Origin of the sequence: Sphingomonas sp., assembly GCF_036387595.1 — a bacterium.
GTDB lineage: Bacteria > Pseudomonadota > Alphaproteobacteria > Sphingomonadales > Sphingomonadaceae > Sphingomonas.
Window position 1 is genome coordinate 20,637 of the sequence record NZ_DASVTL010000118.1, and the last position, 14,988, is coordinate 35,624.

The window sequence follows — 14,988 nt, forward strand, 5'->3', positions numbered from 1 at the left end:
CTAACGCACCGGGATGATCTTCGCACCCTCCCCGATCCCTGAAACCGAACCGCCCTTCGATTGCCCCCGCTGCCCGCGCCTCGTCGCCTTTCGCGAGGAATTGCGGGTCGAGTTCCCGACGTGGTGGAACGCGCCGGTCAACGCTTTCGGCGATGCTCAGGCGTGGCTCGGGATCATCGGCCTGGCACCCGGCAAGCACGGCGCCAATCGCACGGGGCGGCCGTTCACCGGCGATTTCGCGGGGCAGTTGCTGTTCGACACGCTCGGCAAATACGGGCTGGCGAGCGGCACCTATGCCGCGACGCCCGAAGACGATCTGGCGCTGCACGGTGCGATCGTCATCAACGCGGTCAAATGCCTGCCCCCAGCCAACAAGCCGACGCCGGAGGAAATCCGCACCTGCCGGCCGTTCCTGGAGGGGCAATTGGATGTTCTGCCGAACGCGCGCGTGTTCGTGGCCCTGGGACAGATCGCGCACCAGTCCGCGGTCAAGGCGCTGGGCGGGCGGCTGCCCAAGGCACGGTTCGGGCATCTGGCGGAGCATGTGATGCCCGACGGCCGCATCCTGATCGATAGCTATCACTGTTCGCGCTACAACCAGAACACCGGGCGGCTGACGACGCCGATGTTCGAGGCGGTGTTCGCGCGCGCTGTCGAGATTCGCGCTACGCTGTGACCCCGCGGCGGCGCACCAGCCGCCCGACGATGGGCGCGCCGATCGCCAGCGCGAAGGGGGCAAGCAGCGGCATGACCATGCCGGCGGCAAAGGCGATGACGCCGAGCACGATCGAGGTCCAGCTCGCCCGCAGCATCGTCTCTCGCTCGTCCTCGCTCACCGCCTCCTCGACCAAATGGCGGTCGCGCAGCGCGTGCGGCACCTTCACCTCGATGACCAGCAACGTCATCGCGATCGCGAAGACCGCATCGGAGAAGAAGGTCAGGCGTTCCAGCTGCGCGCGTTAGGGAGCGTGGCTCATCGGCTTACCTGGCCGCGCCAGCGTCGCGAAGATGCACGCTGGCGATGTAGTCCGTCGCGGTATCCGATTGCTGGGAGGTTGGCGTCGAGCGATAGGCATATTGGACAAGGTGGATGTCTGTCGCACCCCCGAATGCGCGGGCGAACATCGTCTCGGGCTTGCCCGTCGCTGCGTTCATCGGGCAATCCACGCGCAAAGTGGCGATCGGATGGCCGCCCTCGATGCCATCGACGACAGGCGCGGCGGTCGCGCCCGGACATGCGGTGGCCATTAGGCCGGAGAGCCGGTCCAGCAGGCGGTGCGGCCCGACCGGCGCCAGGCCGGCGAAGCGTTGCACCGTAATCATCTGCGACCACGCCTCCACCGTCTCGGCGACGGGCACGCGTTCCTCGATCGTCTGGCCGCCCTGCGCCGCCTGGTGGCCGACCTTGAACCCGGAAGGCATCGGCGCCGCCAAAGTCTCGACCGATCCACCCTGCATGACCATTGCCATCGCGAGCATCAAAAGCATCATCGTCCCCCGGCTTGACGGCTCTCCTACGAACCGGCCACCCTCGCGCGTACACGTAAGGACGCTTTAGCCACACCATGCAGCTTGTCATCGTCGAATCGCCCGCCAAGGCGAAGACCATCGAGAAATATCTGGGCAGCGACTACCGCGTCCTGGCCTCCTATGGCCATGTCCGCGACCTCCCGCCGCGCGACGGATCGGTGAATCCCGATGAGGGATTCGCGATGGAATGGGAGAATTACGCGGACAAGGCCAAGCAGCTGAAAGCCATCGCGGATCTGTCCAAGACCGCGGACCGCCTGATCCTGGCGACCGATCCCGATCGCGAGGGGGAAGCGATCAGCTGGCACGTCCAGGAGGTGCTGCGCAACCGCAAGGCGCTGCCCAAGGACGTCCAGCGGGTGACGTTCAACGCGATCACCAAACAGGCGGTGACCGAGGCGATGCAGCGCCCGCGCGAACTGGATACCGACCTGATCGACGCCTACCGGGCGCGGCGTGCGCTCGACTATCTCGTCGGTTTCACGCTGTCGCCGGTGCTGTGGCGCAAGCTGCCCGGCGCCAAGTCCGCTGGGCGCGTCCAATCGGTCTCGCTGCGGCTGATCGTCGAGCGCGAGCGCGAGATCGAGGCGTTTCGGCCCCAGGAATATTGGTCGGTGATCGCCGATCTGGAGCATGACGGCACGCCGTTTATCGCGCGCCTCGTCCAATGGGAGGGCAAGAAGCTCGACCGGCTGTCGATCGGCGCGGAGGGCGATGCGTTGCGCGCCAAGGCCGCGGTCGAGGAGGGGCGCTTCTCGGTGCAGAGCGTCGAGACCAAGCCCGCGACGCGCAACCCGCCGCCGCCGTTCACCACCTCGACCTTGCAGCAGGAGGCGGCGCGCAAGCTCGGCTTCTCCGCCGATCATACGATGCGGATCGCGCAACAGCTCTACGAGGACGGCGCTATCACCTATATGCGTACCGATGGCGTGCAGATGGACGGCAGCGCCATTTCCGCCGCGCGCCTGGCGGTCGCGAACCGCTATGACGCCAGCTATGTGCCGGACAAGCCCCGGCAATATCAGACCAAGGCCAAGAATGCGCAGGAAGCGCACGAGGCGATCCGGCCGACCGATTTCGGCAAGGACAAGGTTGGCAGCGGCGATCATGCCCGCCTGTACGATCTCGTCTGGAAGCGCGCGCTGGCCAGCCAGATGGCGTCGGCCCGCATGGAGCGCACGACCGTCGAACTGAGCGAAGGCACCGGCCGCCACGTCCTGCGCGCGACCGGCCAGGTGGTGCTCTTCCCCGGGTATCTCGCGCTCTACGAAGAAGGCCAGGACGATACCGCGGATGAAGACGCCAAGCGCCTGCCGCGGCTGCGCGAGGGCGATGCGCCCGCCAAGAAGGCGGTGAACGCCGAACAGCATTTCACCCAGCCGCCGCCGCGCTTTTCCGAAGCGTCGCTGGTCAAGCGGATGGAGGAACTCGGCATCGGCCGCCCGTCGACCTATGCGTCGATCATCAAGACGCTGAAGGATCGCGCCTACGTCCGCCTGGAGAAGAACCGCTTCTTCGCCGAGGAGAGCGGCCGGCTGGTGACCGCGTTCCTGGAGCGGTTCTTCCCGAGATACGTCGGTTACGATTACACCGCCGAGTTGGAAGACGAACTCGACGAGGTCTCGGGCGGACGTGCCGGCTGGCAGGCGGTGCTCGACGCATTCTGGCGCGATTTCAAGCCGCTGACGACCGAGGTGATGGCGCAACAGCCGTCCGCGATCACCGCCGAACTGGACCAGTTCCTGGCGCCCTATCTGTTCCCCGACAAGGCCGATGGCACCGACCCGCGGCTTTGCCCCAATTGCAATGCGGGCAGCCTGGCGCTGCGCGGCGGCAAGTTCGGCGCGTTCATCGCCTGCTCCAACTACCCCGAATGCAAATACACCCGCCGCTTCGCGCAACCCGGCGGCGAGGGCGAGGACGGGGTGCCCGAGTCGCTCGGCAAGGATCCGGAGACCGGGCTGCCGATCGAGCGCAAATCGGGGCGGTTCGGGCCGTATATCCAGCTGGGCGAGGGCAAGGAGGCCAAGCGGGCGTCGATCCCCAAGGACATTCCCGAACTGACCCTGGAATGGGCGCTGAAGCTGCTGACCCTGCCGCGGACCGTCGGAGTCCATCCCGAGACGGGGGAGGAGATCGTGGCGGCGATCGGCCAATATGGGCCGTATCTGAAGCATGCGGGCAAATATGCGCGGCTGCAATCGACCGCCGACGTGTTCGAGACGGGGATGAACGCCGCGGTCGTCAAGCTGGCCGAAGCGGCGGCAGGCGGCGGGCGCCCGCAGCGCGGTGCCGCCGCACCGCTCAAGATACTCGGCCCTCATCCGCGCACCGAGGCGGAGATCAAGCTGATGGAAGGGCGCTACGGCCCCTATGTCACCGATGGCGAGACGAATGCGACGCTGCCCAAGACGATCCAGCCCGACGCGCTGACGCTGGAGGAGGCCGCGCAGCTGATCGACGCGCGGGCGGCGGCGGCGCCGTCCAAGGGGAAGAAGAAGGCCGCGCCGAAGAAGGCGGCGGCCAAGAAGCCGGTGGCCAAGAAGGCACCTGCGAAAAAGGCGCCGGCCAAGAAGTCCGCCGGTAGCGAGCAGTAGTTCCTCCCCTCGGACGGGGAGGAGCAGAGGCTACGCCGCCAGCCGCCGGGTCGCGCCGAGCCAGGCGCGCGCCTGGCGCTGGGCCTCGGCGATCTCGCGCGCGGTCATGTCCTCGGCCACGTCGGCGCGGGCTTCGGCGGCTGCCGCCATGCCGGCCACCGCGGCCAGATTGAACCATTTGTGCGCTTCGATCAGGTCGACGCCATAGTCCGACGTTCCCATCGAATAGGTGATGCCCAGATCGTACAGCGCGTTCGTATCACCACGGGCCGCATCGAGCAGCCGGGTCTCCATCAGGAATTGTGCGCTCTTCAGGCTGTTGCCCATGTGCCGCCCCCATCACCCTATCGTGATTGCGCCGGTATGAGCCGAGTCCTGTCTACAAATGGTTAACGGGTTAACTCGTTCTTTTCCCGGCGTCATTCCACCGCGATATTGTCGATCAGCCGGGTCTGCCCCATCCGCGCCGCCGCCAGCAGCCGACGCGGACGGTCTGGCGCGGGATCGGCGTCCAGCGTCTCGGCATCCGCCAGCGCGACGTAATCGACCGCGAACCCCGCGGCGATCAGCGTGGTGCGCGCATCGTCCAGGGCGCCGCCGACATCGCCGCCGCGCGCGATCGCGCGCGCCGCAATGCCCAGCGCGCGCGGCAGCGCCACGGCGCGGGCGCGCTCGTCGTCATCGAGATAGACGTTGCGCGACGACAGCGCGAGTCCGTCGTCCTCACGCTGGGTCGGCACGCCGACGATCTCGACGCCCAGGTCGAGGTCGGCCGCCATTCGGCGGACGACGGCGAGCTGCTGATAATCCTTCTCGCCGAAATAGGCGGCGTGCGGGCGCACCTGGTTCAACAACTTGGCGACCACCGTCGCTACCCCGTCGAAATGCCCCGGCCGCGCCGCACCGTCGAACCCCGCGCTGACGCCGGAGACCGATACGTTGGTCGCAAAGCCCGCCGGGTACATGTCGTCGGCGCCCGGCAGCCAGACGAGGTCGCAGCCGGCCTCGTTTAGCATCCTGAGGTCCGCCATCTCTTTGCGGGGATAGCGCGACAGATCCTCGCCCGCGCCGAACTGCCTGGGGTTCACGAAGATCGACGCGACCACCTTCGTGCCGGGCCGCCGCGCCGCCTCGACCAGCGCCATATGCCCGGCATGGAGCGCGCCCATCGTGGGCACCAGCGCGACACGCGCGCCGTCCCACGCGGCGATCGCCTCGCGCAGTTCGCCCAAGGCGCGGATCGTCTGCACGGCAAAATTCCCCTCGTTCCCGGCCGTCCGCGCTTCTATGGAGGGAATACCACGCGATCAACAAGGGATACCAAGACTTGGACGGCGCTGCCCCTCCCCAGCTCGTGAAACCTGCCGCGCCGAAGCCGCATGTCATTGTGTTCGCCAATGAAAAGGGCGGCACCGGCAAATCGACGACTGCGGTCCACGTCGCCATCGCTCTGGCCGCCAAAGGCGCGGCGGTTGCCTGCCTGGACCTCGATCATCGCCAGCGCACCGTCGGGCGCTATCTCGACAATCGCGCCGCCACCGTCGCGCGGACCGGCACCGATCTGCCGATGCCGGCGCATGCGACCTTCACCGAGCAGAGCGAAGACGCGTTCGAAGCGGTGTGGCAGCGGCTGTCGCAGGGTGCCGACTACCTCGTCGTGGATACGCCGGGCCGCGACGATCCCTTCGCCCGCACCGCAGCCGCGCTGTCGAACACGCTCGTCACTCCGATCAACGACAGCTTCGTCGATTTCGACCTGATCGGGCAGGTCGATCCCGAGACCTTCCAGGTCAAGCGCCCGAGCTTCTATTCCGAGCTGATCTGGGACGTCCGCAAGCAGCGCGCCCGCGCCGACGGCACGACGATCGACTGGGTCGTGCTGCGCAACCGGCTCCAGCACATCGAGGCGCGCAACATGCGCCGGGTGTCGGACGCGCTCGCCCAACTGTCGAAGCGCGTCGGATTCCGTATCATTCCGGGACTCGGCGAGCGCGTGATCTACCGCGAATTGTTTCCCGCCGGGCTGACGATGATCGATTCCAAGGCGTTCGGGTCGATGGGGCTGGGGCATGTCGCGGCGCGTCAGGAACTGCGCGAGATGATGGGCGCGCTGCAACTGCCCGATCCGGCGATCGGTCGCCCGGCCGTGTCGGGCGTCGCGGCATGATGAAGTGGCTGCTGATCCTGGCGATCGTCTGGGGCGTGTGGACGTATCTGCGCCGCAAGCCCAAACGGACGGACGCCGGCGGCAAGATGGTCCACGATGCGGCAGAGGCGCGCGCGATCCTGGGCGTGTCCGCGGGCGACGATGCGAGCACCATCCGCGCCGCGCACCGCCGGGTATTGGCGACGGCGCATCCCGATCGCGGTGGTTCGAGCGAGCTGGCAGGCCGCGCCAATGCGGCGCGCGACCTGTTGCTGCGCATGGGCGAAGGCGCCGCTTGAGCACGCCATCGCACATCAATCCGGGCGCGCTGCGCGAATATGACGTGCGCGGGATCGTCGGGACGACGCTGGACGCGCGCGATGCCTATGCGATCGGCCGCGGCTTTGCGACCTGCATCCGCCGCGGCGGCGGCACCCGAGTCGCGGTGGGGCGCGACGGCCGCCTCACGTCGCCGATGCTGGAAGCCGCGGTGATCGAGGGGCTGACCGCCAGCGGGGTGGACGTCGTGCGCATCGGACTTGGTCCGACGCCGATGCTATATCATGCCGAGCGCCTGCTTGAGGTGGATGGCGGCCTCCAGGTAACCGGCAGCCATAATCCCGCCGAGTATAACGGCTTCAAGCTGGTACAGGCGCACCGATCGTTCTTCGGCGCGGCAATCCAGGGGCTTGCCACGATGGCGGCCGCGGCGGACTGGTCGGAAGGCGCGGGCACCGTCACCGATGCCGACATGCTCGACGCCTATGTCGGGCGCCTGCTCTCCGGCTATGCCGGCGGCACATTCCGCATCGCCTGGGATTGCGGCAACGGCGCCGCCGGACCGGCGATCGCGCGGCTCGTCGCGCAGTTGCCCGGCGAACATCATCTGCTCTTCGCCGAGGTCGACGGCACTTTTCCGCATCATCATCCCGATCCCTCCATCGAGGCGAACCTTGCCGATCTGAAGCGCGTCGTCGCGGAGAGAAAGCTCGAATTCGGCGTGGCTTTCGACGGCGACGGGGACCGGATCGGCGCGATCGACGGGGCGGGGCGGGTGATCTGGGGCGACCAGCTTCTGTCCATATTGGCCGAACCTGTCCTTGGCGCCCACCCCGGCGCGACGATCGTCGGCGACGTAAAGGCCAGCCGCACATTGTTCGATCGCATCGCCGCGCTGGGCGGCCGTCCGGTGATGTGGAAATCGGGGCACAGCCTGATGAAGGAAAAGATGGTCGAGACCGGCGCGATGCTCGGCGGCGAGATGTCGGGGCATATCTTTTTCGGCGAGGCGCAGGGCGGCTTCGACGACGCGCCTTACGCGGCGGTACAGCTGATCCGCGCGATCCATCTGTCGGGCGGGTCGCTCGCCCAGTTGCGCGATGCGCTGCCTTCGCTGGTGGCCAGCCCGGAAATCCGGCTGCCGGTCGACGAGGCGCGCAAGTTCGGCATCGTCGCGGGCGTTCTCGCGCGGCTGGAGGCGCAGGGTGCCGCGATCGACCGCACTGACGGCGCGCGCGTGACCACCGCCGACGGATGGTGGCTGCTGCGCGCGTCCAATACCGAGCCGGCGCTGACGCTGCGCGCCGAAGCGCCGGATCAGGCCGGGCTGGACCGGCTGCTCGCCGCGATCGAAACGCAGCTAAATGCCGAGGGCGTATCGCTTTTGTCCCCCGTCGATCCCAGATAGGCGGCGTGCCCGCTCCCCTGCCCCAGATCGTCCGCGTCATCGACCTTGAGACCACCGGCACCGCGCCGCCTGCGCACGGGGTCTGCGAGATCGGCTGGCAGGATGTGGCGCTGGGCAAGGACGGCCGCTGGGATCTGCACGGCGAGGGCGGCAGCATCCTCGTCAATCCCGGGCGCGCCATTCCGCCGGTGACGATGGCGATCCACCACATCCGCGATGAAGACGTCGCCGAGGCGCCCTGGTGGCAGGATTGCGCGCGGCCGGTGCTCGATCCCTGGCCGCGCCGCGTGGCACTGGCCGCGCATCGTGCGGATTTCGAACAGAGCTTCTGCACGCCCGCGCTCACCCGCAATGCGGACTGGATTTGCACCTGGAAATGCGCGCTGAGGATGTGGCCGGACAGCCCCAGCTTCTCCAACCAGGTCTTGCGCTATTGGCGGCGACCCGACGGCATCGACCATGATCGCGGATTGCCGGCGCACCGGGCGTTTCCCGACGCCTATGTCACCGCCTTCCACCTGCGCGACATGCTGAACGAGGCAAGCTTGGCGCAGCTGATCGACTGGTCGCGCAACCCCGGCCTGCTGCCGCGCGTCCGCTACGGTCCCGACCGCGGCAAGGAATGGCGCGAGATCGCGCACGATTCGCTCATGGGCTTTCTCAGCGACCGCGATCCCGACGTGCGCTTCACCGCGCAGGCCGAGTTCGACCGGCGCAGCGGCGGCGGCAGCGTCGGCCGCGCGAGCGCGCAGGAATTGCTGCTTTAGAACGAGATGACATCGGGTGGAACCTCCCCTCCCCTTCAGGGGAGGGGCCGGGGGTGGGGCGCTTCCTCAGGCGCATCGCGGGAGGAGAGGCCCCACCCCAGCCCTCCCCTGAAGGGGAGGGAGGAGAAGGTGATCGACCTCAAGTCATCATGCTCTAGGGTACGTTCGGGCCAGATAGATCCCGGTCGTCCGCACTTCAGCGCGCGCCGCAACGACCAACGGCTGGCGTCAGGGGCCGGCGGCGGCAGCAGCCTGAACTTCACTCAGCCGAAACTTCACTGACATCACGCCTATCGCACATACGGACAGCGGGAAGTCTGGCCTGGCGGACACTTGCGCCCGCCTGTAGGCGTTGAAGAAACTTGACGGGGGTACACAATTGGTGGGGAACGGCAATATTGCGCGGCTAGCAGCTGGCGCGACGATATGGTGCATGGCGGCGTCGCTGGCGGCGGCGCAAACTGGACCAGCGCCTTTTGCTGGACGGCTGGATCAGGCGCGCACCACGCTGCAAGTCGACGAAAGCGGCCTGCACGGGCCGGGCGCAGCCGTGATCGCCGCAGCGGTGGAACAGGCGCGCTATGTGTTGCTGGGGGAAGACCATCTTTCGCGAGAAATACCCAGGTTCACGGTCGGCATGTGTCGGATCATGGCACCGGGTGGCTTGCGCGCGCTAGCCGTGGAAACAGGCCCGGAAGCGGCAGTCGTTGTGAACAGCAATCTTCGCCGTCCCGATCGCGCAACTCGCATTGCCGCGTTTGCCCAGAAATACCCGGACGCAATGGCCTTCCTGAATGGTCGTGACGAGAGCGACATGGCCTCAGAGTGCGCGCGCTTGGCTGGACCCGGTTTCGAGATTTGGGGCCTCGATCAGGAGTTCTTCGGTTCAGCCGGCTACCTCCTTGAACAGATGCTCGCAGCGCATCCGGGACCGAATGCCCGTGCTGCTATCGAGAGGTTGGTGGCACTCGACCGCAGCATGTCAGCCGCTGCGGTTGCATCCGGATCGCCAGGCGACCTGTTCATCTACAAAGTGACCGATCGGCAAATAGCGGAAGCCAGCGGCCTGATCGCGCGCGATGGTGGCGTGCGCGGCAAAGCCCTATTCGCCGCGCTGGTGGAGACACGATCGATCTATCTCGGTCAGAATACCGATGGGTATGCGTCCAATGGACAGCGAGCCCGCCTCATGAAGCGCAACCTGGTAGGGCATTTGACGGCAAGCCCCAGCCCCGCACGCGTTCTGTTCAAGTTCGGTGATGTCCATATGGCTAAGGGCATCAATGGTCTCGGCCAGCGCGATCTTGGAAACTTTGCTGCCGAGCGCGCGGAAGGCGATGGCGCATCGTCGGTCCACATCGCGGTTTATGGCGCGAAGGGTGTTCATGCGCTGTATGGCGGAGTTGGCCGTCAGGTTCGACACGAACCCTTCGTACTGACCGATGATGCTGACTATGCGTGGCTGAAGGATGCTTTGGCGACGCGGCCGGGCGAGGGGCAAGGCTGGGTACTCATCGACTTGCGCGCTCTTCGCACCAAGCCAGCACAGGACATGCCCGCGCCATGGCGCAAGGTGGCACAGCGATATGATCTGTTGGTGATTGCTCCCGACCTAACGCCTTCATCCCTACTGGGCGCGAAATAGTCTCGTTTTCCAGGCGGTGGCATCCTCTCCGCTGGCTGGTAGCGTCGGCCCCATTCAACGAACGCTTGGAAAAGCCGGCGGCGAGGATAGCGGCAGCTATCGGCAGCTTCGTTCCGGGAACCGGACCGCCGTCCACCTTCCGCGACGTCGGCCTCAGGTCGATCCGATGTCCCGAGCCTCGCCACCCGCCCAGACGTGGGTGCACAATTGCGCTTCGGCCGTGTCGTCCGGCTCCAGCGCGGCGACCGTCACCCAGCCCTGTGCCCGCAGCGCAGCGCCGTCTGCGGGCAGTGTGGCGAGCGGCAGGAACAGGCGGCGTCGGTCCGGGGTGCCGCCGAGCGTGACCAGCGGGTCGGCGAAGAGCGAGAAACCCGTCGCGGCTTCCTCTGCACCGTCTTCGTGGACGATCGTGTAGGTGCCGCCGCGGCCGACCTCGCGGCCTACGCCGCCCGCGAAGAGCGAGAAGCCGAGCCAGGACTGATATTCGAACCCGTGGCGCTCGGTCGGGTCCAGGGTCAGCGTGATGCGGTCTCCCAAGCCCGCTGCAATGCGCGCCAGCCCGTCGAGCCGCGAGGCGAGCGCGCCGGTGGTATCGAACGCGCGCAGTCGCTCCAGCGCCGACGCGAACGGCCCCGCCGCCGCCACCAGCGGCAGATAGGCGGGGGCCAGCGCCGCAACCCCGCCGGCATCCTTGGCGTCCAGCCGCTCGCGCAGCAACGCGATCCGTTCGGGTGCGACCGGCAGCGGCCCGGCCGCCAGCGTATCGACGAGGTCGGGCAGCGTGAAGTCGATCGAGGGCGACGCCGCGCCCGCCGCCGCCAGCGCCTCGACCGCAACCGCGACGACTTCGGCGGCGGCGGCGACCGTATCCAGACCGATCAGTTCGCAGCCGATCTGCCGCGCCTCGCGCTCCGGCGACAATTGCGGGCTGCGCAGGCGGAGCACCGATCCGGCATAGCTGAGGCGCACCGGGCGCGGGTGATGCGCCATCCGCGTCGCGGCGATCCGCGCGACCTGCGCGGTGATGTCGGGGCGGATCGCGATCGTCGACTGGCTGATGGGATCGACATAGCGCACCGCATCGGTCAGCCCCCCCGCCTTCAGCCGGGTCGCGAGGCCTTCGGCAAATTCGGCGAGCGGGGGGTCGACCCGCTCATAGCCGTGCAGCCGTGCCGCTTCGAGCACGCGCGCCTCCAGCGCGGCGGCGGCATCGGCCAGCGGGGGGAGGCGATCGTGGAGGCCTTCGGGGAGGAGGGCGAGGGTCATTAAAGCCCTCTCCCCTTCGGGGAGAGGGTTGGGAGAGGGGTAGTGGTGAGCAGTTCCTTCAAGGTCAACAGCACGCCCTCCATATTCGCGATCACATCCGAGTTGTTGAAGCGGACGACCCGATAGCCTTGGCTTTCAAGCCACGCCGTGCGCCGAGTGTCATATTCGGCGGAGCAGCCGTGCGTATCACCGTCCACTTCCAGGATCAGCTTACGCTGGCGTGCAACGAAGTCGACGATATACGGCCCGATCACCACCTGCCGCGCAAACTTGACGCGTTCGAACCGCTTACCGCGCAACGCCATCCAAAGCTCACGCTCCGGCTGCGTCATTTCCGCGCGCATGACCTTGGCCCGTTTCAGCAGCGTCTCGTCCGTTTTGGGCACTGCCCCTCTCCCAACCCTCGCCCCGGAGGGGAGAGGGCTTTCTCTTATCAGAAGGACAGGCCCATCGCGGTCTTCACCCCCGGCAGCGCCTTGACCGTTGCGAGCAGTTCGGCGGTTACGGCCTCGTCCACGGACAGCAGCAGCACCGCCTCGCCGCCCGCCTCGCGGCGGCCGAGATGGAAGGTGCCGATATTGACGCCCGCCTCGCCCAGCGCGGTGCCGAGCCGGCCGATGAAGCCCGGCGCATCCTCGTTGACGACGTAGAGCATCGGCCCGACCAGATCGGCCTCGACCTTGATCCCGAACAGCTCGACCAGACGCGGCGCGGAATCGCCGAACAGCGTCCCCGCGACCGACCGTTCGCCCGCATCGGTCTTCACCGACACCCGCAGCAGCGTGTGGTAATCGCCCTCGCGCTCGGTCCGCACCTCGCGCACCTCCATGCCGCGCTCGCGCGCCAGCACGGGGGCGTTGACCATGTTGACCGTGTCGGTCTGGGTGCGCAGGAAGCCGCTGAGCACCGCGCTCGACAGCGGCTTCTGGTTCAGTTCGGCGGCGGCACCCTCGCTGTGGATCGAGATGCGCGGGATCGCGCCGGTAGTCAGCTGGCCGACCAGCGACCCCAGCTTTTCGGCGAGCGCCATGTACGGCTTCAGCTTGGGCGCTTCCTCGGCCGACAGCGACGGCATGTTGAGCGCGTTGGTGACCCCGCCCGACACCAGGAAATCCGCCATCTGCTCGGCGACCTGGATCGCGACGTTGACCTGCGCCTCGGTGGTCGAGGCGCCGAGATGCGGGGTCGAGACGAAATTGGGCGTGCCGAACAGCGGCGATGCCTTGGCCGGTTCCTCGACGAACACGTCGAGCGCGGCGCCGCCGACCTGCCCCGAATCGAGCGCCGCCTTCAGCGCGACCTCGTCGATCAGCCCGCCGCGCGCGCAATTGATGATGCGCACCCCCGGCTTGGTCTTGGCGAGCGCCTCGGCCGACAGGATGTTGCGGGTGCTGTCGGTCAGCGGCGTGTGCAGCGTGATGAAGTCGGCGCGCGCGAGCAGTTCGTCCAGCGTCACCTTCTCCACGCCCATTTCCACCGCGCGCTCGGGGGTGAGGAAGGGATCGAAGGCGACGACCTTCATCTTCAGCCCGCGCGCGCGATCCGCGACGATCGAGCCGATATTGCCCGCCCCGATCAGCCCGAGCGTCTTGGAGGTCAGTTCGACCCCCATGAAGCGGTTCTTCTCCCACTTGCCCGCCTGGGTCGAGGCATCGGCTTCGGGCAGCTGGCGGGCGAGCGCGAACATCAGCGCGATCGCGTGTTCGGCGGTGGTGATGCTGTTGCCGAAGGGCGTGTTCATGACGACCACGCCCTTCGCCGAGGCGGCGGGGATATCGACATTGTCGACCCCGATCCCGGCGCGGCCGACGACCTTCAGATTGGTCGCGGCGTCGAGGATCGCCTTGGTCACCTTGGTCGAGCTGCGGATCGCCAGCCCGTCATAGTCGCCGATCATCGCGATCAGTTCGTCGGGGGTCTTGCCGGTGATTTCGTCGACCTCGACCCCGCGTTCGCGGAAGATCTGGGCGGCGCGGGGGTCCATCTTGTCGGAAATGAGGACTTTGGGCATGATTTTAAGCCTTCTTCTCCCTCTCCCCTTGGGGAGAGGGCCGGGGAGAGGGAAGTCGGGGAAGGAGCCGGGAAGCGGGTTACTGCCCCTCTCCCCGACCCTCTCCCCGGAGGGGAGAGGGAGTTCAGGCCTTCGCGGTCGAATAGGCCCAGTCGAGCCACGGCCCGAGCGCCTCGATGTCGGCGGTGTCGACCGTCGCGCCGCACCAGATGCGCAGACCCGCCGGCGCGTCGCGATAGCCGGCGACGTCGAACGCGGCGCCTTCCTTTTCCAGCAGCGACGCCATCGTCTTGATGAGCGCTTCGTCCGCACCCTCCACCGTCAGGCAGACGCTGGTCCGCGACCGCGACGCCGGATCGGCGGCGAGATGGCCGAGCCAGTCGCGCTCGGCGACGATCCGGTCCAACGCCGCGGCATTGGCATCCGATCGGGCGATCAGCCCACCGGCACCGAGCGACTTCGCCCATTCCAGGCAGAAGATCGCGTCCTCGACCGCGAGCATCGACGGGGTGTTGATCGTCTCGCCCTTGAACACGCCCTCGGCAAGTTTTCCCTTGGAGACCAGCCGGAATACCTTCGGCAGCGGCCAGGCGGGGGTGTAGCTTTCGAGGCGCTCGACCGCGCGCGGGCCGAGGATGATGACGCCGTGGCCGCCCTCTCCGCCCATGACCTTCTGCCAGGAGAAGGTGGCGACATCGATCTTTGCCCAGGGAATGTCATAGGCGAACACCGCGCTGGTCGCGTCGGCGAAGCTAAGCCCCGCGCGATCGTCCGGAATCCAGTCCCCGTTCGGCACGCGCACGCCGCTGGTGGTGCCGTTCCAGGTGAACAGCACGTCGCTCGACCAATCGACCTGCGCCAGATCGGGGAGCCGGCCGTATTCGGCGCGGATCACCACGGGATCGATCTTCAGCTGCTTGACCGCATCGGTCACCCAGCCTTCGCCGAAGCTTTCCCACGCCAGCGTCGTCACCGGGCGCGCGCCGAGCATCGTCCACATCGCCATTTCGAACGCGCCGGTGTCGGAGCCGGGCACGATGCCGATGCGGTGGGTGTCGGGAAGGCCGAGCAGTTCGCGCATCAGGTCGATGCTGTATTGCAGCCGCGCCTTGCCGATCTTCGAGCGGTGCGAGCGGCCCAGCACCTCGGTCGCGAGACGCGACGCATCCCAGCCCGGAGGCTTGGCGCAGGGTCCGCTGGAAAAATGGGGTCGCGCCGGCTTGATAGGCGGCTTGGCGAACGCACCCGTGGCGGGTGCGGTAGAAACGTCCGTCATAGTCTCTCCTCACAGAGAGCACGCGCCGCGTTGGGGCGGCGTGGCCCGTCGACGGCCCTAGCG

15 protein-coding genes are annotated in these 14,988 nt (G+C 67.5%); 7 read left to right on the plus strand and 8 right to left on the minus strand.

The window, feature by feature from the left end; translation table 11 throughout:
• The first annotated feature begins 13 nt into the window (after positions 1–13).
• Positions 14–676 (plus strand): uracil-DNA glycosylase, encoded by a 663-nt coding sequence (locus VF643_RS14965; protein WP_331044186.1) that lies wholly within the window; start codon positions 14–16, stop codon positions 674–676.
• Here the strand turns inward: VF643_RS14965 and VF643_RS14970 are convergent.
• Positions 666–950 (minus strand): TMEM175 family protein, encoded by a 285-nt coding sequence (locus VF643_RS14970; RefSeq protein ID WP_331044216.1) that lies wholly within the window; start codon positions 948–950, stop codon positions 666–668. The genes VF643_RS14965 and VF643_RS14970 overlap by 11 nt on opposite strands.
• 31 nt (positions 951–981) lie before the next feature.
• Complete coding sequence (locus VF643_RS14975; protein ID WP_331044187.1) at positions 982–1,491, minus strand: hypothetical protein; 510 nt, start codon at positions 1,489–1,491, stop codon at positions 982–984.
• A 74-nt stretch (positions 1,492–1,565) separates the two neighbouring features.
• Between VF643_RS14975 and topA the strand changes: the two genes are divergently transcribed.
• Complete coding sequence (gene topA, locus VF643_RS14980; protein WP_331044188.1) at positions 1,566–4,127, plus strand: type I DNA topoisomerase; 2,562 nt, start codon at positions 1,566–1,568, stop codon at positions 4,125–4,127.
• A gap of 30 nt (positions 4,128–4,157) precedes the next feature.
• On the opposite strand, the gene VF643_RS14985 is transcribed toward topA, so the two are convergent.
• Together VF643_RS14985 and panC are read right to left on the minus strand one after the other, a co-directional pair.
• Positions 4,158–4,454 (minus strand): hypothetical protein, encoded by a 297-nt coding sequence (locus tag VF643_RS14985; protein WP_331044189.1) that lies wholly within the window; start codon positions 4,452–4,454, stop codon positions 4,158–4,160.
• A 92-nt stretch (positions 4,455–4,546) separates the two neighbouring features.
• Positions 4,547–5,377, minus strand: a complete 831-nt coding sequence (gene panC, locus VF643_RS14990; protein ID WP_331044190.1) for a pantoate--beta-alanine ligase — start codon at positions 5,375–5,377, stop codon at positions 4,547–4,549.
• 77 nt (positions 5,378–5,454) lie between these two features.
• Between panC and VF643_RS14995 the strand changes: the two genes are divergently transcribed.
• From VF643_RS14995 to VF643_RS15015, 5 genes are all read left to right on the plus strand, one after another.
• The gene (locus VF643_RS14995) at positions 5,455–6,294 is read left to right on the plus strand and encodes a division plane positioning ATPase MipZ (RefSeq protein ID WP_414713879.1); all 840 of its coding nucleotides are present in this window, start codon (positions 5,455–5,457) and stop codon (positions 6,292–6,294) included.
• Positions 6,291–6,572 carry a J domain-containing protein gene (locus tag VF643_RS15000; RefSeq protein ID WP_331044191.1) on the plus strand — a complete coding sequence of 94 codons (282 nt, stop codon included), beginning with the start codon at positions 6,291–6,293 and terminating at the stop codon, positions 6,570–6,572. The genes VF643_RS14995 and VF643_RS15000 overlap by 4 nt, the downstream gene beginning before the upstream one ends.
• Positions 6,569–7,960 (plus strand): phosphoglucomutase/phosphomannomutase PgmG, encoded by a 1,392-nt coding sequence (gene pgmG, locus VF643_RS15005; protein WP_331044192.1) that lies wholly within the window; start codon positions 6,569–6,571, stop codon positions 7,958–7,960. The genes VF643_RS15000 and pgmG overlap by 4 nt, the downstream gene beginning before the upstream one ends.
• Before the next feature lie 5 nt (positions 7,961–7,965).
• The gene (locus VF643_RS15010) at positions 7,966–8,727 is read left to right on the plus strand and encodes an exonuclease domain-containing protein (protein ID WP_331044193.1); all 762 of its coding nucleotides are present in this window, start codon (positions 7,966–7,968) and stop codon (positions 8,725–8,727) included.
• A gap of 433 nt (positions 8,728–9,160) precedes the next feature.
• Complete coding sequence (locus VF643_RS15015) at positions 9,161–10,372, plus strand: hypothetical protein (protein WP_331044194.1); 1,212 nt, start codon at positions 9,161–9,163, stop codon at positions 10,370–10,372.
• A 153-nt stretch (positions 10,373–10,525) separates the two neighbouring features.
• On the opposite strand, the gene VF643_RS15020 is transcribed toward VF643_RS15015, so the two are convergent.
• The 4 genes from VF643_RS15020 to VF643_RS15035 form a co-directional block, all read right to left on the minus strand.
• On the minus strand, positions 10,526–11,638 hold the full coding sequence (locus VF643_RS15020; RefSeq protein ID WP_331044195.1) for an ATP phosphoribosyltransferase regulatory subunit: 1,113 nt from the start codon (positions 11,636–11,638) through the stop codon (positions 10,526–10,528).
• The gene (locus tag VF643_RS15025) at positions 11,638–12,024 is read right to left on the minus strand and encodes an endonuclease domain-containing protein (protein WP_331044196.1); all 387 of its coding nucleotides are present in this window, start codon (positions 12,022–12,024) and stop codon (positions 11,638–11,640) included. Before VF643_RS15025 ends, VF643_RS15020 begins: the two co-directional genes overlap by 1 nt.
• A 47-nt stretch (positions 12,025–12,071) precedes the next feature.
• Positions 12,072–13,649, minus strand: coding sequence for a phosphoglycerate dehydrogenase (gene serA / locus VF643_RS15030; RefSeq protein ID WP_331044197.1), 1,578 nt, complete (start codon positions 13,647–13,649; stop codon positions 12,072–12,074).
• 124 nt (positions 13,650–13,773) lie between these two features.
• The gene (locus VF643_RS15035; RefSeq protein ID WP_331044198.1) at positions 13,774–14,925 is read right to left on the minus strand and encodes a phosphoserine transaminase; all 1,152 of its coding nucleotides are present in this window, start codon (positions 14,923–14,925) and stop codon (positions 13,774–13,776) included.
• Positions 14,926–14,988: the final 63 nt, after the last annotated feature.